Origin of the sequence: Niveibacterium umoris (genome assembly GCF_014197015.1) — a bacterium.
GTDB lineage: Bacteria > Pseudomonadota > Gammaproteobacteria > Burkholderiales > Rhodocyclaceae > Niveibacterium > Niveibacterium umoris.
The window spans coordinates 863,561-882,526 of the sequence record NZ_JACIET010000002.1; the positions used below are offsets into that span (position 1 = coordinate 863,561).

20 protein-coding genes are annotated in these 18,966 nt (G+C 66.5%); 10 read left to right on the forward strand and 10 right to left on the reverse strand.

The genetic code is table 11. The features are described from left to right. The first annotated feature begins 161 nt into the window (after positions 1-161). Complete coding sequence (gene phoB, locus GGR36_RS15910) at positions 162-866, forward strand: phosphate regulon transcriptional regulator PhoB (protein WP_183635769.1); 705 nt, start codon at positions 162-164, stop codon at positions 864-866. A 9-nt stretch (positions 867-875) separates the two neighbouring features. Next, a complete protein-coding gene (gene phoR, locus GGR36_RS15915; RefSeq protein ID WP_183635770.1) occupies positions 876-2,198 on the forward strand; it encodes a phosphate regulon sensor histidine kinase PhoR in 1,323 nt (440 codons plus the stop codon). Between the two features lie 30 nt (positions 2,199-2,228). Here phoR and GGR36_RS15920 read toward each other — a convergent pair whose 3' ends face one another. The 6 genes from GGR36_RS15920 to ubiU form a co-directional block, all read right to left on the reverse strand. Then, the gene (locus GGR36_RS15920) at positions 2,229-3,842 is read right to left on the reverse strand and encodes a hypothetical protein (protein WP_242533279.1); all 1,614 of its coding nucleotides are present in this window, start codon (positions 3,840-3,842) and stop codon (positions 2,229-2,231) included. Positions 3,843-3,917: 75 nt separating this feature from the next. Beyond that, on the reverse strand, positions 3,918-4,337 hold the full coding sequence (locus GGR36_RS15925; RefSeq protein WP_183635771.1) for an HIT family protein: 420 nt from the start codon (positions 4,335-4,337) through the stop codon (positions 3,918-3,920). After that, entirely contained in the window at positions 4,334-5,161 is an 828-nt protein-coding gene (locus GGR36_RS15930) for a class II glutamine amidotransferase (RefSeq protein WP_183635772.1), read from the reverse strand. The genes GGR36_RS15925 and GGR36_RS15930 overlap by 4 nt, the downstream gene beginning before the upstream one ends. 318 nt (positions 5,162-5,479) lie before the next feature. Continuing rightward, positions 5,480-5,905 (reverse strand): ubiquinone anaerobic biosynthesis accessory factor UbiT, encoded by a 426-nt coding sequence (ubiT, locus tag GGR36_RS15935; protein WP_183635773.1) that lies wholly within the window; start codon positions 5,903-5,905, stop codon positions 5,480-5,482. Then, positions 5,892-6,779, reverse strand: a complete 888-nt coding sequence (locus GGR36_RS15940) for a U32 family peptidase (protein WP_183635774.1) — start codon at positions 6,777-6,779, stop codon at positions 5,892-5,894. Before GGR36_RS15940 ends, ubiT begins: the two co-directional genes overlap by 14 nt. A gap of 8 nt (positions 6,780-6,787) precedes the next feature. Then, complete coding sequence (gene ubiU, locus GGR36_RS15945) at positions 6,788-7,792, reverse strand: ubiquinone anaerobic biosynthesis protein UbiU (RefSeq protein WP_183635775.1); 1,005 nt, start codon at positions 7,790-7,792, stop codon at positions 6,788-6,790. A gap of 235 nt (positions 7,793-8,027) precedes the next feature. Between ubiU and GGR36_RS15950 the strand changes: the two genes are divergently transcribed. The 5 genes from GGR36_RS15950 to GGR36_RS15970 are packed head-to-tail and all read left to right on the forward strand — an operon-like array spanning position 8,028 to position 12,855. Further along, positions 8,028-8,681 carry an energy transducer TonB gene (locus GGR36_RS15950; protein WP_242533280.1) on the forward strand — a complete coding sequence of 218 codons (654 nt, stop codon included), beginning with the start codon at positions 8,028-8,030 and terminating at the stop codon, positions 8,679-8,681. Positions 8,682-8,732: 51 nt separating this feature from the next. Next, positions 8,733-9,497, forward strand: a complete 765-nt coding sequence (locus GGR36_RS15955; protein WP_183635776.1) for a MotA/TolQ/ExbB proton channel family protein — start codon at positions 8,733-8,735, stop codon at positions 9,495-9,497. Between the two features lie 11 nt (positions 9,498-9,508). Further along, entirely contained in the window at positions 9,509-9,928 is a 420-nt protein-coding gene (locus GGR36_RS15960) for an ExbD/TolR family protein (protein WP_183635777.1), read from the forward strand. A gap of 37 nt (positions 9,929-9,965) precedes the next feature. Then, positions 9,966-12,119 carry a TonB-dependent siderophore receptor gene (locus GGR36_RS15965; RefSeq protein WP_183635778.1) on the forward strand — a complete coding sequence of 718 codons (2,154 nt, stop codon included), beginning with the start codon at positions 9,966-9,968 and terminating at the stop codon, positions 12,117-12,119. Between the two features lie 52 nt (positions 12,120-12,171). After that, entirely contained in the window at positions 12,172-12,855 is a 684-nt protein-coding gene (locus tag GGR36_RS15970) for a Fe2+-dependent dioxygenase (RefSeq protein WP_183635779.1), read from the forward strand. A 344-nt stretch (positions 12,856-13,199) separates the two neighbouring features. Here GGR36_RS15970 and GGR36_RS15975 read toward each other — a convergent pair whose 3' ends face one another. Beyond that, positions 13,200-13,637 carry a PsiF family protein gene (locus GGR36_RS15975; RefSeq protein WP_183635780.1) on the reverse strand — a complete coding sequence of 146 codons (438 nt, stop codon included), beginning with the start codon at positions 13,635-13,637 and terminating at the stop codon, positions 13,200-13,202. Between the two features lie 259 nt (positions 13,638-13,896). Here GGR36_RS15975 and GGR36_RS15980 point away from each other — a divergent pair, with 259 nt between their 5' ends. Continuing rightward, positions 13,897-14,190 carry a hypothetical protein gene (locus GGR36_RS15980; RefSeq protein ID WP_183635781.1) on the forward strand — a complete coding sequence of 98 codons (294 nt, stop codon included), beginning with the start codon at positions 13,897-13,899 and terminating at the stop codon, positions 14,188-14,190. A gap of 11 nt (positions 14,191-14,201) precedes the next feature. Here GGR36_RS15980 and GGR36_RS15985 read toward each other — a convergent pair whose 3' ends face one another. The 3 genes from GGR36_RS15985 to GGR36_RS15995 all read right to left on the reverse strand — a co-directional run bounded on the left by GGR36_RS15985 (position 14,202) and on the right by GGR36_RS15995 (position 16,229). Next, positions 14,202-14,741: a GNAT family N-acetyltransferase gene (locus GGR36_RS15985; protein WP_183635782.1), complete on the reverse strand. Its 540-nt coding sequence runs from the start codon at positions 14,739-14,741 to the stop codon at positions 14,202-14,204. A gap of 86 nt (positions 14,742-14,827) precedes the next feature. Beyond that, positions 14,828-15,496, reverse strand: a complete 669-nt coding sequence (locus tag GGR36_RS15990; RefSeq protein ID WP_183635783.1) for an NAD(P)H-dependent oxidoreductase — start codon at positions 15,494-15,496, stop codon at positions 14,828-14,830. A 10-nt stretch (positions 15,497-15,506) separates the two neighbouring features. Continuing rightward, complete coding sequence (locus tag GGR36_RS15995; RefSeq protein WP_183635784.1) at positions 15,507-16,229, reverse strand: SDR family oxidoreductase; 723 nt, start codon at positions 16,227-16,229, stop codon at positions 15,507-15,509. A gap of 87 nt (positions 16,230-16,316) precedes the next feature. On the opposite strand from GGR36_RS15995, the gene GGR36_RS16000 reads away from it, so the two are divergent. Together GGR36_RS16000 and GGR36_RS16005 are read left to right on the forward strand one after the other, a co-directional pair. Next, the gene (locus GGR36_RS16000) at positions 16,317-17,234 is read left to right on the forward strand and encodes a LysR family transcriptional regulator (protein WP_183635785.1); all 918 of its coding nucleotides are present in this window, start codon (positions 16,317-16,319) and stop codon (positions 17,232-17,234) included. Positions 17,235-17,353: 119 nt separating this feature from the next. Further along, complete coding sequence (locus tag GGR36_RS16005) at positions 17,354-18,961, forward strand: diguanylate cyclase (RefSeq protein WP_183635786.1); 1,608 nt, start codon at positions 17,354-17,356, stop codon at positions 18,959-18,961. The last annotated feature ends 5 nt before the right edge of the window (positions 18,962-18,966 follow it).

An 18,966-nucleotide genomic window follows, 5' to 3' on the forward strand; every position in this document is an offset into this window, starting at 1 on the left:
CAGGGCCGCGCGGGAAGTCTGTCGCCAGAGTGTCATGTGTCGTCCGGACGTCAGCGAAACGAGCGATTGTGTTTCATTCGCATGACGTGTAATAAATCGTTCAACTGAACGCAATAGACTCGCGGCCGAACCCTCTACCCGGAGGCGACCGGAGTTACGCCATGCCAGCCAACATCCTCCTTGTCGAAGACGAGCCCGCAATCCAAGAACTGATTGCCGCCAACCTCACCCGCGCCGGGCATACCGTCGTGCGCGCCGCGGACGCCGAAACCGCGCAGCGCATCGTGCGTGACGCCTTGCCGGATCTCGTGCTGCTCGACTGGATGCTGCCCGGCATCTCCGGCATCGAACTGGCGAAGCGCCTGCGGGCGGAAGAACGCACCCGCGCGATCCCGATCATCATGCTCACCGCCCGTTCCGACGAGGCGGACAAGGTCTCGGGGCTGGAAATCGGTGCCGACGACTACATCACCAAACCGTTCTCGCCGCGCGAGCTTGTCGCACGCATCAAGGCGCTGCTGCGGCGCCGCGCGCCGCAGGTGACCGACGATGCGGTTGAACTGGGCGGCCTGCGGCTCGACCCCGCCACGCATCGCGTCAGCGCCGGCGCGACGCCGCTCTCGCTCGGCCCGACCGAATTCCGGCTGCTGCACTTCCTGATGACGCACCCTGAACGTGTGCATTCGCGTGCGCAGTTGCTCGACCAGGTATGGGGCGACCATGTGTTTGTCGAGGAGCGCACGGTGGACGTGCACATCCGGCGCCTGCGCTGCGCCCTCGAACCGACGTCGCATGACGCACTGATCCAGACCGTGCGTGGTGCGGGCTACCGTTTCTCGTCAGACGTCACTGCCGTCAGCGAATAAGGACAATCGATGCGGCCTGCTGGATACGTCTGGGGCGGTTTCAGCGGTGCCTTGATTGCCTTTCTTGTCATCGCGCTGATTTTCTGGCCGCTGCTGGGCGGCACGGCCGCGCTGGCAGTGTTTTCGCTGCAGCTCGGTGCGCTGTTCCTGTACCACATTCGTTGCCTGAAGAAGCTGGTGCTGTGGTCGCGTGAGCCGATCGGCGCGCCGCTGCCGCAGGCATTCGGCGTGTGGGATTACGTCTACGCCGATCTGGCGCGGCGCGCACGCGTCAGCCTCGACCAGCGCGACCGGCTGGCGCAAGCATTGGCACGTTTCCGCGAAGCGACCACCGCCATGCCATCGGGCGTGATCCTGCTGTCGGCGGAGCATTTCATCGAGTGGATCAACCCGGCGGCAGCCCAGCACTTTGGCCTCGAAGGCGCGCGGGATGTCGGTAAGCCGCTCACCAATCTCGTCCGTCAGCCCGACTTCGTGGCCTACCTGACCGGCACGCGCACCGCCGAGCCCCTGACCTGCCGCCTGTCGCGTCAGGCGGGCACGGTGCTCTCGATCCAGATCGTGCCCTTCGGCGAAGACCAGAGCATGGTGCTGTCGCGTGACGTGACTCAGTTCGAGAAGCTCGAAACCATGCGGCGCGATTTCGTGGCCAACGTGTCGCACGAACTCAAGACACCGCTCACGGTGGTGTCGGGTTTTCTCGAAACCCTCGATGACCTGATAGACGAACTGCCCCCCGAAGATGTGCGCCGCTACCTGCATCTGGCCAGCGAGCAGGCCGATCGCATGCAGCATCTGGTCGAAGACCTGCTGCAACTGGCTGCGCTCGAAACCAGCGCCGCGGCGTCCTACGACGAAACCGTGCAGATGGCGTCGCTGCTCAATACGATCCTTGAAGAGGGGCGCGCGCTGTCTTCCGGACGTCACGAAATCACGCTCGATTTCGACGGCCCGGCCAACCTGCGCGGGTCACGCAAGGAAATCCACAGCGCCATGCTCAATCTGGTGTCCAATGCCGTCCGCTATACGCCGGCCGGCGGGCGCATCGACCTGCGCTGGAACGTTGCCGCTGGCGGCGGCGCACGCTTTGCCGTCACCGACACCGGGCTGGGTATCGAACCACAGCACATTCCCCGCTTGACCGAGCGTTTCTACCGCGTCGATCGTGGCCGTTCACGTGAGAGTGGCGGCACCGGGCTTGGTCTGGCGATCGTCAAGCACGCGCTCAGCCGACATCAGGCGACGCTGCAGATCGAGTCACGGCCCGGGCACGGCTCGACCTTCGCCGCGGCCTTTCCGGCCGAACGGATCGCGCGTCCGACCGACGCTTGAGCGGGCGCCCGATACTACCGGGCGCCGCAATCAGGCTGGCAGGCGCTCGAAGGTAACGCGGTCGAAGGTTGTCCCGCGCGCCACCAGACGCAAGATGCGTGCAGTGAAGGGTTTCTCGCCGTGCACATCGATCACCCGGTCGGCCTGATACCAGCCTGCCGGGATCACCAGTGACGATTCCGATTTGAGCGCCGGCACCGCTGGCAGGATGAAGGCCTGGTGGTAGTTCTCGCGCAGGCCCACGCCATTGGCGTTGCGGATGCGCGCACCGACCATCTGCGGCACGCCTGCCATCAGCGAAACGCCGGCGAGAAGCTGGCCGTTGCCGCGGTACATCAGCCAGCTGATCTCTGCGAGCAGGAAGTTCTCGCCGTCGGCTGGCCGCAGCGCCACCAGCTGGCGGTGATCGATCCGCGATCCGGACGTGTGGCGCGCGATGCGGAAGCCTTGCAACGACTGGTCAGCAATTTCCCAGTGCTCCAGCACCAACCCGAGCTGCGCTGCGCGGGCGTAGGTTTCGGCTTCACTACGCGCTGCGGATTCGACCTGTTCGCCGATCGTGTAGACCGACATCGTGTCGCGGAAGGTGCCCGCGCGCATTTCGGACGGCTGTTCGAAGGGCCGGCCCGCGACGAAAAAGCCGATCGAGGGCAGGTCTGTGGCGATCTGGATCGAGCCGGCGCTGCTGCGACGCGGGAAGCGCCGCCCGGCGGCGGCAAGGCCCCACGGGCGATAGAGGGAAACGAGCAGTCGCGCGCATGCCGGCTGCACGCAGTCTTCACCCAAGCCGAGCGATGCTGGCGAGGCGCCACGTTTGAACTGCGCCACGACGGCCTGGATGTGCGCGGCCAGCCGCTGGCTATCGACCCGCCGCAGCGACTTGCCGGCCGTGGCCACCGCTATCGGACGCAGACCAAAGTCCTGCGACAGGTCGATGGCGTAAGCGGACTTTTCATCGACGCTGACGTCGGTGTGAATCGAGCAGTGCGGCGCAAAGCGTTGGGCCCAGCGCAAGATCCAGGTGAATTCGCGCGGCGTGCGTCCATACGGGTTGGAGGCGTCGGTCAGCAGGATTGCGATATAGGCTTCTGCGCAGCTCTGCGCACGCCACGTCTCGTTGAGCGGCTCGGCGACGCGCACGGTCGCGACGCTCCAGTCCTCGGCTGCACCGTACAAACGATGCAGTTCAGACCACATCCCCGGCGGGACTTCGCGACGCGCGCGGAAGTACTCGATGATCAGCGCGCCGTGGTAGTGGATGCGGCGCTGGGCCAGCATCGGGCGACGGTCGATGAAGGCGGGGTCGAGCGCGCTGCGCTGCGCGATCAGGGTGTAGCTGCGCAACATGTGCTGCCAAAGCTCGAGCACGATACGCAGCGTTTCGTCTTCCTGGCTGACTGGCGGCAGGGGCCGCGCGGCATAGCGCCGCGCCAGTTCGGTCTGCACGAACTCGACCGGGCTGCGCGCTGCCTCCAGCACCTCAAGGTGGCGGGCCGGCAGCGGCGGCGTCTCGGCAAGCGCGCTGAACATCGCCGACAAGGCGCTGTGCGCCTCGTGCAGATTCGTCGGGTTCAGGCTTGCGAGCCAGGCCAGACAGGTATCCGGGTTGCTGAAATCGGGCCGATTTTCGGTCGCGATGGCCATGTGCTGTTCCTCTCCGTGCCGTCCAGGACGGCGTTGTGCTGCGCGTTCTTGTCTGTCTTCTTGTTGTCGCCCGGCCTAAACCAGCGACAGTGCTGCGGCCAGCGCTGCGGCCAGCGTTTCGCTCGCCGGCGCATCCCGCACCGCACCGGTGCGCAGCGCGCTGCTCCAGACCGGTTGCGGGAAGTGCGGATCGTCGGCGAAGCGCGGGATCACATGCCAGTGCAGATGCGGCACCACGTTCCCCAGGCTCGCCAGATTAATCTTCTTTGGTTGCATCAATTCACGGATCACGCGCTCGGTGGCCCAGACCACATGCATCAATCGGGTGCGTTGTTCATCACTCAGATCGCTCATTTCGGCAACATGCTCATTCCAGACCACGCGACAGAAGCCGGGGTAGCCTGGATCGTCGACCTTGATGACGCGGCAGTCGGCGTCCTGCCAGAGGACCTCGCCACAGGCAGTGGTGCAGAGTTCGCAAGCATCAGTGCTCATGCGGCAGCCTCCAGACTGCAACCCGGTTCACATCCGGCACCGGTGCTCATGTCGTCGAAGTGTTCGGCTTCACCATCCTTGAATGCAAGCAGCGTGCCGCGAGGCACCTGCTGCCACGCTTCGTCGTCGGTCAAGGGCGTTGTCGCCAGCACCGCCACCCGGTCGTGAGGCGTGGTCACTTCCTTGAAATCGACGCTGAGGTCCTGATCCTTTAGGTGTGCGACGCCGAAAGGCGCTTTGCGCACGACGTACGCGAGACGCGAGGCGCAGTGCGCATACAGCCGGCGTCCGTCCGAGAGCAGGAAATTGAACTCGCCGTGCCGGCCGATGCTGGCAGCCAGCTCGCGCAGCGCGTGGTACAGCACCTGCGCTTCTGGTTCGCCAGCCGGGAAACGGCTGCGCAGGCTTTGCAATATCCAGCAGAACGCGCGCTCGCTGTCGGTCGCGCCGACCGGCAGCACGCTACCGTCGAACGGTGGCGAAAAATCGCGCAGATGGCCGTTGTGCGCGAAGATCCAGTAGCGGCCCCACAACTCGCGCTGGAACGGGTGCGTGTTCTCAAGACCGACCGCGCCGCGAGTGGCCTTGCGGATGTGCGCGATGACGTTCTTCGAGCGGATCGGGTAGCTGCGTACCAGCGACGCAATCGGCGATTCCACCGTTGCCTGCGCGTCGAGGAAGACACGCACGCCACAGCCGTCAAAAAAGGCAATACCCCACCCATCGCGATGGTGGTCGGTCAGACCGCCTCGCGCCTGGAAGCCAGTGAACGAAAAGCAGATGTCCGTTGGCGTATTGCAGTTCATGCCAAGCAGCTGGCACATCGGGGTCCCGCCTTCGTGCAAGAAACGTTATCGGGCGAGGCGAACGAATGCACAGCGTTGCCCGGCCGCAGTGCGGATGATGCCTGATCGGAGAGTGCCGTGCCGGGGGACTTGCGTCGGTGAACTGCGTCACGTCGACACAGGGATTAACATTCCGCAAACCCGCGCCGGGCTTGGGTTTGAGCATGACAAGCGAATGCCCCCGGCGGGCGCGGCGGTGCGTGCGATGCGTCAGGCCGAACGGGCGCGAATCGATCGCGTGTGCCGGGCCGCTGGGCGATGCCTCGTTCACCGGCCATTGCAGGCCGGTGAGCGCGTTCAGTGCGGACGCAGGCGGTCGAGGAAGGCGGGCAGTTCGAGGGCGTCGAGGTGGTTCTTCAGTTCCAGCCCGAGTTCCGTGTCGCCTTCGATCTTCAGGCGGCGCTGGAAGAACAGCGTGTCGGGGTCTTCTTCGCGCAGTGCGATCTTCAGGTAGTCCGCCGCGCGGGCAGCGAAACGCACTTCCGCTGCGCTGCCGACCGGGCGGAAGCGACCGGCCGCAGCGGTGAAGGTGACGCCAGCGCCCAGATCCTCGACCTCGATTCGCACCGTGCGGCCTTCGAGGAACGCCCAGTCGCCGGCGAGCTTGCCGGCGCGTTTGGCGAAGTTCAAAGCGGTCGTGAAGGCGAATGCCGCTGGTGCTTCAGGCAGGTGGCGAGCGATTGCCGCGAACGGGGCGGGCAGGGTGAAGTCAGGCAAGGGCATCGTGTTGTTCCATTTGGATTCCGGGCACGCCGCGCCAGTAACCGTCGCAGGTGGTGGTGGGCGCCAGCTTGGTGGCATCCGGGGGTGTCTGGCCCGCGAGTTCGGCGCGGAAGTGCTTGATGAGTGCTTCGGTGTGCTGCGCTTGCGGGCTGATGCGCAGGCGTTCAACACCGAGGGCTTGCACTTCGGCCAGGTGACCAAGCAAGGAATGACTCGCCGCCGACTGCGTCTGGATGCCGTTGATCGCGAGGAAGGGCTGACCTTCGCGGGTGTCGAGTTGCAGGCCGTCCGGGAACTCGAGGCAGCGGAATTCGCAGTCGTCCTTGCGCAGGTTGAAGTGGCGCGCAGTGAAGCAGCGGGCCGAGAAGGCCAGCGGCAGCCGGCCCCAGGCAAAGAGCTCGGTCTCGATGCCCGCCGGTTTGCCTTCGAGCACCGTGGCGAGTCGCTCGCGGCTCATCTCGACCGGCGGCACCCAGCGGGTCGCACCGAGTCCGGCGTAGAGCGCAAGCGTATCGGCGTTGTAGATGTTCAGGTGCGGGCCGGCCACGAAGGGGCCTTTTCCACGCAGGCAGTTCACCGCACCCAGGTCATTCGCTTCGACGAGAAATTCACCGTTCTCGGCGAGGCGGCGCAGCGTCTTGAGTTCGGATTCCGATTCCAGCAGCGCCTGCGTCGACAGCACGACTTCCTTGCCCGCGGCGGTGAGCGTTTTTGCCAGATCCAGCCAGTCGGCCATACGCATCTGCTGGCGGCGGCTACAGACCACTTCGCCAAGGTGGATGGTGTCGACCGGCCATGCGGCCGCTTCGGCGTAGAAGGCCATCACGGTATCGCGCGGCCAGAAGTAAAGCAGGGGACCAAGAGAGAGCTTCATCGAACGACTCATTTCCACGGGCGGCTGTAGGCGCCGAGGGTTTGCTGCTGACCTTCGGCGAGTTTGCCGAGGCCTGCCTGCCAGGCGGGTTTGACGTGGTAACGCGCGCCTTCGCTGACGGCCGCGTCGATCGCGGCGCGCAGCGTCTTGGTGACTTCCGCGACATAGGCGGGGCTGCGCTGGCGCCCTTCCACCTTGATCGCCGAGACGCCGATCTTCATCAGATCCGGCAGCATCGCGACGACGTTCAGCGAGGTCGGCTCTTCCAGTGCGTAGTAGGTCTCGTCATTGACCTCGAAACGGCCCTTGCACAGCGTCGGGTAACCGGCCGGCTCGTCATTGCCGTAGCGGTCGATGAGGATGCCGGAGAGGCGAGATTCCATGCCCTGCGGCGTCTGCGCCCAGCGCACCGCCTTGGCCGGCGAGCAGACGCCGGCGGTGTTCGGTGATTCACCGGTGGCGTAGCTGGACAGCAAACAGCGCCCTTCCACCATCACGCACAGGCTGCCGAAGCCGAACACTTCGATCTCGACTGGGGTGTTCTGGATCACATGCTCCACCTGCGGCACCGTCAGTACGCGCGGCAGCACGGCGCGCTCGATGCCGAAGAGATCGCGGCACAGGTTGATCGCTTCGTAGTTGGTTGCCGACCCCTGCACCGAAAGATGGCGTCGCAGGTTCGGATGGGTTTTCGCCGCGTAGTCGAGCAAGGCCGCGTCCGCCAGGATCACCGCGTCGACGCCCCAGTCGGCCGCGGTGTCCACCGCGCGTCGCCAGGTGGCGGACTGGCCCGCCTGCGGGAAGGTGTTGATTGCCATGAGCACCTTGCGGCCCTTGGCGTGCGCGTAGCGGATGCCCTCACGCGCCGCGGCCGCATCGAAATTCAGGCCGGCAAAGTTGCGCGCGTTGGTGGCGTCCTTCAGGCCCATGTAGACGGCGTCGGCGCCGTGGTCGATCGCGGCCTTGAGCGAAGGCAGGCTGCCGGCGGGGCAGACAAGTTCGGGTTTACGCAAGACAGCCCTCCAGAAATGAGCCCGGCGAGGGTATGTCGTGGCCGTCCGGGGGGCCTTGCGGCGTGTCAAGGCAGCGCCGATCAACGCGATTTGTTGAGCAAACACGAGCGGCACGACTGCGGCGTCAGCCCAGCCACAGGCTCTCGGGTTGACGCGATAAGTGCAAATGCGAATAATTCGCGTTTCGAAAGCGGGCTCGACGCAGTCGTGCCCGCGTTTTCTTGAGCCCCACACCATGCAATTCGCCCTGCCGGTGCCGACACACCGATTCTGGATTCCGATCGCTGCGATCCTTGCCCATGCGCTGGTGCTCTGGGTATTCGTGGTGACGCGTGCGCCGTCCGTGACGATGCCGCGCATCGCGTCAATGTCGGTATCGGTCGCCATGGCACCGGCGCCGCAGGCGGAGCCCGCGCCGGTTACGCCGCCGAAGCCCTTGCCGCAGACGAACACGCGACCGACGAGCCAGCCGCAACCGCGCCCGGTGCGTGAGACCGTCGTCAGCGCACCGGCCAGCAGCGTGGCAAGCAACGATGCGCCGGCTGTGCCGGTGGCCGCGCCCGCGTCGCCACCCGCCGGCGGCGAGGCCAGCGCGGAGCCGGCGCCGGTCAGCGCGCCGCGCTTTGATGCCGACTACCTGCAGAACCCGCGCCCGGACTATCCCTCGCTCTCGCGCCGACTCGGCGAGCAAGGCCGCGTCGTGCTGCGCGTGCGGGTCGAGCCGAGTGGCGCCGCAAGCCAGGTGGAACTGCAACGCAGCAGCGGCTTCAGCCGGCTCGACGAAGCGGCGCTGCAAGCGGTGCGCCGCTGGAAATTCGTACCCGCCCGCCGCGGTAGCGAAGCGATCGCCGAATGGGTGCTGGTGCCCATTCCTTTCATCCTGCATTGACCCGCGACGGCGGCATACGACCGCCTTCGCCCATTTTGACTGGAGCCCATCTTGGAAGCCCTCGCCAACCTCAGCCCCCTGATTGCCCAAGCCGACGGCGTGATCCGTGGCACTTTCGTGATCTTGCTGGCGGCCAGCATCGGTAGCTGGACGCTGATCCTCACGCGTCTTGTGACTGGTGTCCGCCAGCGCCGCGCGAGCCGCGGTTTTCTGACGCACTTCTGGCAGGCCGCGTCGATCGAGGAGATCGCGCAGTGGCTGCGCGGCCGTGGCGTGACCGACCCGTTCTCGCATCTGGTGCACCACGGCTTCAACGCGGTGGATACCCTGCGCACCCGTGGCCGTGAAGTTGCCGGCGTGATTGCGTCGGCGAGCCCGGACGAATTCCTCACCCGTGCGCTGCGCCGTGCGATCGAGCAGGACCGTACGCGGCTCGAGAACGGCCTTACCTTCCTTGCCTCGGTGGCATCGATCGCGCCCTTCGTCGGCCTCTTCGGCACCGTGTGGGGCATCTACCACGCGCTGTCGGCGATCAGCGCGGCGGGCACCAATACCCTTGAGGCGGTCGCCGGCCCCGTTGGCGAGGCGTTGATCATGACGGGTGTGGGGCTCGCGGTCGCGATTCCGGCGGCGCTGGCTTACAACCTGATCGCGCGTGAGAACGCGAAGACGCTCTCGCAGCTCAACGCCTTCGCGTACGACGTGTTCGCCTTCCTGTCGACCGGTGTGAAGACCGATCTTGGCAGCCAGGATGCGCGCCAGACCGGCGAGCGTGTGATGAGCCTGGCGGCGCGCACGCGCGGCCAGGTGGCCTGAGGTCGCCCGCCATGGCATTCGGGAGTTTCGAATCCGAAGTCGGCGCGCCGCGCGCCGAAATCAACATGGTGCCGCTGATCGACGTGATGCTGGTGTTGCTGGTGATCTTCATGGTCACCGCCTCGGTGTCGCAGGCGGTGAAGCTGCAACTGCCGCGCGCCAGCACCGCACCGATGCAGACGCCACCGGATCCGCTTCGCATCGCGATCGATGCCGCGCGCCAGCCGCACTGGAACGGCGAGCCGATCACCCGCGAGGCACTTACAGAGCGGCTGACGACGCTCGGCCGCGACAAGCCGGAGAGCGAGATCCAGTTGCTGGCCGATGAGAGCGTGCCCTACGGCGATGTCGCCAAGCTGATCGCCGACGCGGCGCAGGCGGGGCTCACCCGCATCCAGTTCGTTACCAAACCCGACGCAATCCGCCACTAAGTGCGGAAGCGCCAACCCCAACCCCACGGAGTCACTTGTGAGCATCAAGAGTCGAAAGAAACCGCTTGCGTCACTGATCGCGGCAAGCCTGCTCGCGGCGCAGGGCGCGCATGCGCAGCGCAGCAACGAGCCCGCCGAGAACACGCTGAAGGAAGTGCCGGTCGAGGCCACGCGCGAGGTGCCGGACGCACCGCGCCAGACCTACCAGCCGGGCACGACAACGATCGGCAAGACCAAGCAGTTGCCGCATGAAATTCCCAACACTTACAGCGCCGTGCCCGAGCAGCTGACCCGCGACCGCGGGCAGGACACGATGCGCGAGGCGCTGTCGAACGTCGCCGGCATCACCTTCAACGCCGGCGAGGGCGGCCGCATCGGCGACAACATGAACATCCGCGGCTTCTCGGCGGCGAACGACATCTACATCGATGGCATCAAGGATGTCGGCCAGTACAACCGCGATCTGTTCAACACCGACGAGGTCGAGGTGCTCAAGGGCGGCGCATCGATGCTGTTCGGGCGGGGCACCACCGGCGGCGTGATCAACCAGGTCAGCAAGCAGGCCTACCTCGATAATCAGGGGCGCGTCTCCGCCACGCTGGGCTTCGACAACTACCAGCGCATCGTTGCCGATGTGAACCGTGTCATCGCCGACGACGCGGCTGTCCGCATCAACGCGATGTACACCGGTGGCGAACCGGGGCGCGAAGGGCCCACGACCGAGCGCAAGGGCATCGCTCCGAGCGTGCGCTGGGGCATCGGCAGCGCCAACGAGTTCGATGTCGCCTACTATCACCTCGACTATGACGACAACCCGGACTACGGCTTTCGCTGGCGTAATGGTCGCCCGGTCGATGAGGCGGCGCAGAAGTGGTACGGACTGAGGCAGGACACGCAGCGCGATTCCGCCGACATCGGCACGCTCAGGTGGACGCACCGTTTCGACGGCCAGCGCCAGCTGCGCACGGTCGCGCGCTACGGCGAATACAAGCGCGACCTGTGGGCCACCACGGCGGGCGTCAACAGCGGCAACGGTACCGGCCAGTGGCCGCTGAACGCGCCGATCACCGACGCGACGCCGGTGGTGCGCGGCAACCAGACACGCGGCGGCGAGTACGCGCAGCGCTTCCTGCAGTCCGACTATACCGCCGACGAATTCGTCTTCGGCATGCAGCACCAGATTGCCGCCGGTATCGAGATCGGGCGCGAGTCCGATGCGCGCTGGAGCTACACCGGCGCCGGCACGAAGCCTGCCGCCACGATTGGTGATGCGCGCAACGACGCGGCCGTCATCGACAAGCGGGTGCGTGCGAATCCGAACAGCTTTGACGCCGAGAGCCTCGCCTTCTATGCGCAGGACCTTGTCGGCTTCGCCGCACACTGGAAGCTGCTCATTGGCGCCCGCCATGACGACTTCAGTGGCCGCTATGTGCGTACCCCCAGCGCGGCGGACCCGAACCCGATCTATGAACGCAGCGACGGGAAGTGGAGCTACCGCACGGGTCTGCTGTTCCAGCCGGACGATTTCACCACTTACTACCTGAGCGCCGGCAGTGCGTTCGCAACCTCCGGTGACCTCTACCAGTTCGACGCACGGTCGGCCAATACACCGCCGGAAGAGAGCCGCAACATCGAGCTCGGTGCGAAGTGGGTGCTGTTTGATGGCGCAGGCAACCTGTCTGCTGCTGTTTTCCGGACCGAGAAGTACCACGAGCGCAACACCGATGTGGAATCGGCCAGCCAGACGAACTACCTGCTCTCGGGCAAGCGGCACACGAACGGGGTGGAAGTGTCCTTCGCCGGCGCCTTGGCGACGGGCTGGCAGGTCTACGGCAGCTACACCTACATGAACGCGCTCATCGACGCAGGGGCGGCGTCGCAGGTCGGCCAGGTGCCGGGCAACACGCCGCGTCATTCCGGCAGCCTGTGGACCACTTACGCATGGCGTGCGTGGAAGGTCGGCACCGGGGTGCAGGGCATGAGCGGCCGCACGCCGCCGGAGAACTACACCAACCGGGCGCCGGGTTACGCGCGCTGGGACGCGATGGCCGAATACAACTGGCAGCGCTACACGTTGCGGGTGAACTTCGACAACCTGCTCGACAAGCTTTACTACGACGGGCTGTATCGCGGCCATGTGGTGCCGGGCGTCGGCCGTTCCGGCTCGGTCACGCTCGACATCAACTTCTGACAAATCGGCGGCCGCCCTGTAGAGGGTGGTCGCCGCCACCGGATCACACACCATGCTGATAGAAGTCCCTTCGGTCCTCGACGCCGACGAACTCAGGCGCCTGCGCCACTTGCTCGAGGCGGCCGACTGGGCCGACGGGCGTGTCACGGCCGGCAGCCAGAGCGCGCAGGTCAAGCGCAACCGGCAGTTGCCGGAATCATCCCCGGTCATCGCCGAGGCGCGCGAGATCGTGCTGGCCGCGCTGTCGCGCAACGCGATGTTCTTCTCCGCCGCACTGCCGGCCCAGATGTATCCGCCGCTGTTCAACCGATACGGCGGCGGCGAGCATTTCGGCGCCCACGTCGACAATGCGGTGCGCAGGTTGCCGGGGGGTGGCGGACGCCCGGTGCGCACCGACGTCTCGGCCACGCTGTTTCTTGCCGAGCCGGATAGCTACGACGGCGGCGAACTGGTGGTGGAAGACACCTACGGCGAACATGAAGTGAAGCTCGCCGCGGGCAGCCTGGTGCTCTACCCCTCGACCAGCCTGCACCGGGTCGAGCCTGTGACGCGCGGTGAGCGCGTGGCCTGCTTCATGTGGCTGCAGAGCATGGTGCGTGAAGACAGCCGGCGTGCACTGCTGTTCGAGATGGATCTGGCGATCACGCAACTGCGTCAGCAGCATGGCGAGACGCGCGAACTGGTGCGCCTTACCGGCAGCTACCACAACCTATTGCGGATGTGGGCCGAAGTCTAGGGAAGGCCTGACTAAGTGGCTGCGATGGCGCATCGCTGCGTTGCGGCGTGCTCGCTTCCGCGCCTATCCATCTGATATGTCTTGGTCGCTGCGCGCGCCGCGCCTTGCGCTGCATCCCTCTCGCTCACTTATTCAGACCTTCCCTCGGCGCGGAGCGCGGCAAACCAGCCGCGCTGGCATCGCGGAACTGACACGGCCGTGCTGAATCGGCGGCGCACGCGTGTCGCGCGCGTTCGAAGCCAAGGCGGCTTGCCATGAAAAAAGGGGGCCGGCTGTGCCCCCTTCTGGTTCTGGTGCGAAAGCTTGCGCCGCCGTGTGACGGCGCTATCGTGCAGCGCAGCCGTTCAGCCTTTCTCGCACTTGGTGACGAAGCTGTTGCGTGCCGCCCCCTTGAGCTTCTTGGCACTCGCTTCGGCATCGCAGGCGGCTTTCTTCTCGGCCGGAACGTTCAGCGTCGAATCGCCCGCCTTGTTCTCGGTGGCGAGGCACTGGTCGACGAAGGTCTTGCGCGCGTCGCCCGTGAGTTTCTTGGCGTTGGCCTGCGCGTCGCAGCCGCGCTCCTTCTCGTCGGGCATGGCGCCGCCGGCCGTGGTGCCCGCCTTGTTGTTGCCCTTGGCGGCAATGCATTGCCCGACCGATTTGCTGAAGGCCTCGCCCTTGAGTTTCTTGGCGTTGGCCGCCTTCTGGCATGCATCGATGGTTTCCTGCGGTATTTCGTCGGCCATGACGGCGGCAGCCATGGCACTGACGAACACCGCAAGGATCAGCTTGCTGTGTTTCATCTTGGTTCTCCAAAGAGAGTAATGGGTGTGTCCTGGGCTGGTCGTTCGGGCTGCCGGGTTATTCCCGGCGCCACCTACCGCCAAATCCGCCTTTTTTATCCCGCACGACCGATCACCAGAACGCGCAGACCTTAGCACGCCGCACCCGTGCCGGCCACCGCGCAGTCGGGCACCCTCGGATTGCGCTCAAGTCGCGAAGGCCGGCGCCGTCAATACAAAGGGGCAGAAACTGGCTGCCGTCAGGACTTGCGCGAGGCTCATGAACACGCTCCGGCAGCAACTCGTAGTGGTGACTTGCGTCATCTACGCCTTGGCCACGGCGGTGATCCTGCTCGCGACCCGCCATGTCGTGAGCGATGCGATCGAGCGCGAGACCGCGCGGGCGGCGGATCTGAGCACGGCCCTGCTGTCCAGCTCGGTGGTGCCGCTGTTCGCGGAACACGATGTGGGCGCTATTGACGAAGCTACGTGCCGTGCCGAGCTGCCGTTCGGCATGACGCCCTATCGGCCGGTTCGCCAACTGATCCGCCTGCAAGACCCGCTCGCGCCCTGAGCGCCGGCGGCTCAGCCCGGCGGCGATACCATCAGCAGGTTGCGGTGCGGTTTGCCGCCCAGCTCGAAGTCGGTCTCGCCGGCTTCGACGAAGCCCTGCCGTTGATAAAAGGCGATCGCGCGCGCGTTCTGCGCGTTCACCGTCAGCCAGAGCCGGCTGTCGCCGTGGTAGCGGGCGGCGGCCGAGTGTGCCGCCAGCAGCAGGGCATGGCCAATGCCGCGCCCGAGCAGATGCGCCTGCACGTAAAGCGTTTCCAGTTCGCTTGCGATGTCGCCGTGGCGTGCGTCGAAGTTGGTGACCGCGTAGCCGAGCAGGTGGTCTTCCTCCTCCGCCACCAGCACCAGACGCTTCGGGTCTTCGATGCGCGCCGCGAGTTTCGCCAGCGTGAACTCGCTCAGCACATAGTCCGCCATCGCGCCGCTTACGCCGCCGGTGGCATAGGTGTGCAGCCACACCTGCATGCCCAGCGCGGCGATGCGGGCGGCATCGCGCCGTTCGGCGGGGCGGATCCGCAGGTCCGGCATGCGGTCGGTGAAGTCCGGTGTAGGCATGGGGTCTGTAGGTGAGGCAACGGCGTCATCACACCACAGCCGAGGATCCGGCAGGCGTGCGATCGTCGTCCGCCGGATGATTCGCCTCAGTAGCGGCCGACCGCAATCGGTGATTCCGCTTCGATGTTGCGCAGGCGGTCGGCCCAGGCGGCCAGCCATGCCTCGCGGGTGGCGTCGTCGACGCGCACCGGCTGCCAATGCACCTGCGGCTTGAGCACCGAGAAGCCGGTGAATTCGAGCATGCCGCGCTGGATCGGCCGCAGGATCGCGTCGAGGTCGCCATTGAAGCCTTCCGGCGTGTAGGCCTCTTGCGGTCCGCCGGTGGTCAGCGACAACAGAGCCCGCTTGCCCTTGAACACACCGGTCTCGTAGATGTGCCCGTAACCGTAGGTGCGGCCCATCGCGAACACGCGATCCACCCAGCCCTTCAGCACCGCGGGCAGGCCGAACCACCACAGCGGGAACTGCCAGATCATCAGATCGGCCGCTTCGATCTTGGCCAGCTCTGCTTCGATATCGGGCGCGAAGCCATGGGTCTCGGTCGCATGCATTTCCTCCTGCTGCAGTTTCAGGAACTCCGGGTTCTTGACGGTGGTGAAGTTGTGGCGGTCCGATGCCGGGTTGAAGCCCATGCGGTAGAGGTCGCTGGTGGCTACCGTGTGGCCCGCCTCGCGCAGCGTCCGGACGGCGGTGTCGAACAGCGCGCCGTTGAAGCTTTGCGGCTCGGGGTGGGCGAAGACGATCAGTACGTTCATCGGGTAATCCTTAAAGACTCATGCGGGCGCCGCCGTCGACATCGAGCAGCGCGCCAGTGGTGAAACCGTTGTCGAGCAGGTATTCGATCGCGGCGGCGATGTCCGCGCTGGTGCCGGTGCGGCCGGCCGGCAGGTGCCGCGCGGCGTTGTCGAACATGCCGCGCTTGGCGTCGGCAGGCATGCCGTCGTAGGCCGGCGTGTCGACCAGGCCCGGCGAGACCACATTCACCCGCAGCGGCGCGAGCTCTTTCGCGAGCGTCTGTGCCATCTGCGTGATCGCACCGTTGACCGCCGCCAGGCCGGCGGTGCCCGGCATCGCGGTGCGCGACGCGGCGCCGCTCAGCATCACCACCGAACCGTCGCGACGCAGGATCGGCAGCATCACCTGCAGCGCCTGCCAGTAGCCGAGCAGCTTGTTGTCGAGCGCTCGGCGCAGGGCGTCGGCCGGCGTTTGCGCGAACGGGCCCCAGGCGGCCTCGCTGGATGCGGCCAGCACCAGGTGGTCGAGGCGGCCGAGTTGCGCGGCTGCGCCGGCGAGCGAGGCAGCGTCGGTGAAGTCGATGACGAGCGTGGCGACGCGTCCGTCGATCTGCGCGCGGGCGGCGTCGAGCCGCGCCTGCGAGCGACCGGCGATGAACACCTCGGCGCCGGCGCGGGCAAGCCGCTGTGCGGCGGCGAGCCCCATGCCGTTGCTGCCGCCGATGATGAGGATGCGTTGCTGTGCGAAGGCCACGTTGAACTCCGGTTGTGGTGTGCGATTGCTTCATCCTAGGGGGCTGCAAGGCATTGGAGAAATGGATTATCGTGATAGCCATAATCCATGACATCGATACCTGTGATCCCGCCGCGCCTTGATCTGAACCTGCTTGTCTCGCTCGACGTCTTGCTCGCTGAGCGCAACGTCACCCGCGCCGGCCAGCGTCTCGGGCTCTCGCAGCCTGCGCTGTCGGCCCAGCTCAAGCAATTGCGCGAGGCCTTTGCCGATCCGCTGCTGATCCCGGCGGCGCGGGGCATGACCCCGACCGCGCGCGCCGAAGCCCTGCGCGCGCCCTTGCGGCAACTGCTCGGCGAATTGCAGGGGCTGGTTGCGTCGGGCCGCCGCTTCGACCCGGCCACCGCTCAGCAGACCTTTCGCATCGTCGCCAGCGACGCCATCCACAATGCCGCGAGCGCGCCACTGGCGGCGCGACTTGCACGCGAGGCGCCCGGCTGCCGTCTTGCCTTGATGGCCGCCGACCTGCGCGGCGTGGTCGAGCTGATGGCGGCCGGCGAAATCGACCTGATGCTCGCCGCGCGCCCGTCCATGCCGGCCGCGTTGCACGCACGGCCGCTCTACGACGAACAGTTCCTCTGCGTGATGCGGCGCGAGCACCCGGCCGCAGCCGAACCGCTCGATCTGGATCGTTTCTGCGCGCTCGATCATGTGCTGGTCTCGCCCTCGGGCGGCGGCTTTCACGGCACGGTGGACGAAGCGCTGGCGGCGCTTGGGCGCTCGCGCCGCGTTGCAATCTCGGTCAATAGCTTCATGCTGGTGCCTGCGGTGCTTGCCGGGTCGGACCTGATCGCCACCGTGCCGGCCCGCCTCGCGCGCGCCTGGGGGCAAACGCTCGCGGTGCTCGCGCCGCCGTGCGACGTCGCCGGTTTCTCGGTGCTGATGGGCTGGCACCCACGTGCCCACGCCGATCCAGCGCAGCTCTGGTTGCGCGAGGCCTTGTCCGCGTCGCTGCGCACTGCCTGAGCGGTGCCTCTTGCGACAATGATGGTTTGCATCAAGTTGGGGCATCGGCTTGCCGTTACGCTAAGCTGACCCTCGGACCACGCCATGAGGCGTGCCGGGTCGTTGTCGATGGAGAGCGTGTGGTGCAGGCAAAGGTGTATTGGGTCACCCCTGACGGGATCGAGCATGCCGACGAGGTGCGCGCGGCGGTGCTGCGGCAGGCGGGCCACGATGTGCGTTGTGTGGCGCCAGGGCTGCAGAGCCAGTATCCGGACGCGGTGTTCGTGATCCGCGCCGACCTGCTGATCGAGCCTGCCGCCGTGAAGCTTGCGCTGCCCGCGGGCGGCTTGCCGGTGGTGCTGATCATCAGTGATGCCGCGGCGGTCGAAGATTACTTTGCGTTGCTCGACCAGCGGCCCGAGGCGGATTCGCTGCACGACGTGCTGCGCGCCGCCGATGTCGAAGAATTCCTGGCGTGGCGGGTGTGGCGCCTGACCGAACTGCATCGTCATCGACGCGCACAACTCTCGCGGGTGAATCACGACAGCCTGACCGGGCTGCTGCGACGGTCAACCTGGCAGGAGCGTGCCGAAAAGCTGGTCAAGACCTGCGTCGGCAGCACCACGACGGTTGGTTTGCTGTATCTCGATCTGGACCATTTCAAGGCGATCAACGATCGCTACGGGCACGCGATCGGCGACGAGATCCTGCTTTTTGTCGCCGACTGCCTGCGCGACTGGTTCGCGCCGGACGACCTGATCGCGCGCCTGGGCGGCGATGAGTTCGTCGTCATGCTGCGACGCGACGACGAGCTCGCGGTGGCCAACGACGCGCGGCGTTTCGTGGCGCACTTCTGCACCATCCGCTACCCGATCTCGCCCGGCGCCGGCGAAGGCGGCGAACGCGCCCGCGCGCGCAACCGCGGCTACTGGCGCGGCACGCAAGCGGGCGGCGCGGCACAGCGCGCGCCCCTGTCGGTCAGCGGCGGGCTGACCTTCGTGCGCGGGCAGCTCGCGCTCGATGAACTGGTCGAGGCGGCCGATCTGGCGCTTTATCGCGCGAAGAGCGAGGGGCGTGGCCGCCTGATCGTGGTGGACGAACTGGCCGAAGTGTTGGCGAGCGAAGGCAAGGATCTGCGCGTCGATCATTTCGAGAACGTCACCCGGGTCGTGACCGAGCGCGTGACCAGCCTGATCACGCTGATGGGCCGGCGCCTGATGAACGAGGCCACGCGCGACGCCTACCGCGACGCGCTGACGGGCCTGCACAACCGGCGCTACCTCGACGAGCATGTCGAGCGCGAACTCGAAGCCGCGCAGCGCAACCACCGCGCGCTGTCGCTGGTCTTCCTCGACCTCGACCACTTCCACGACATCAACATGACCTACGGCTGGCCGACCGGCGACTCGGTGCTGCGCGCCTTTGCCGGCGTGCTGGAGCGCAGCGTGCGCATGATCGACTGGTCGGCGCGCTACGGCGGCGAAGAGTTCTGCCTGGTGCTGCCGGATACGCTCTTGGCCGAAGCGGTGGAAGTCGCCGAGCGCATCCGCGAGCACACCGAGGCGCTGACCATCGTGTCGAGCGATGGTCGCCCGGTGAAGGTGACCACCAGTATCGGAGTGGTGCAGCGTGGCGCGGAAATGCGCGCGGTGGAGCTCTTCGATCGCGTTGGCGAACTGGCCCTCGCTGCCAAGCAGCGCGGGCGCAACTGCGTCGTGTCGCCGCTCAACCTCGCGCTCGCGGGCTGAGCCGG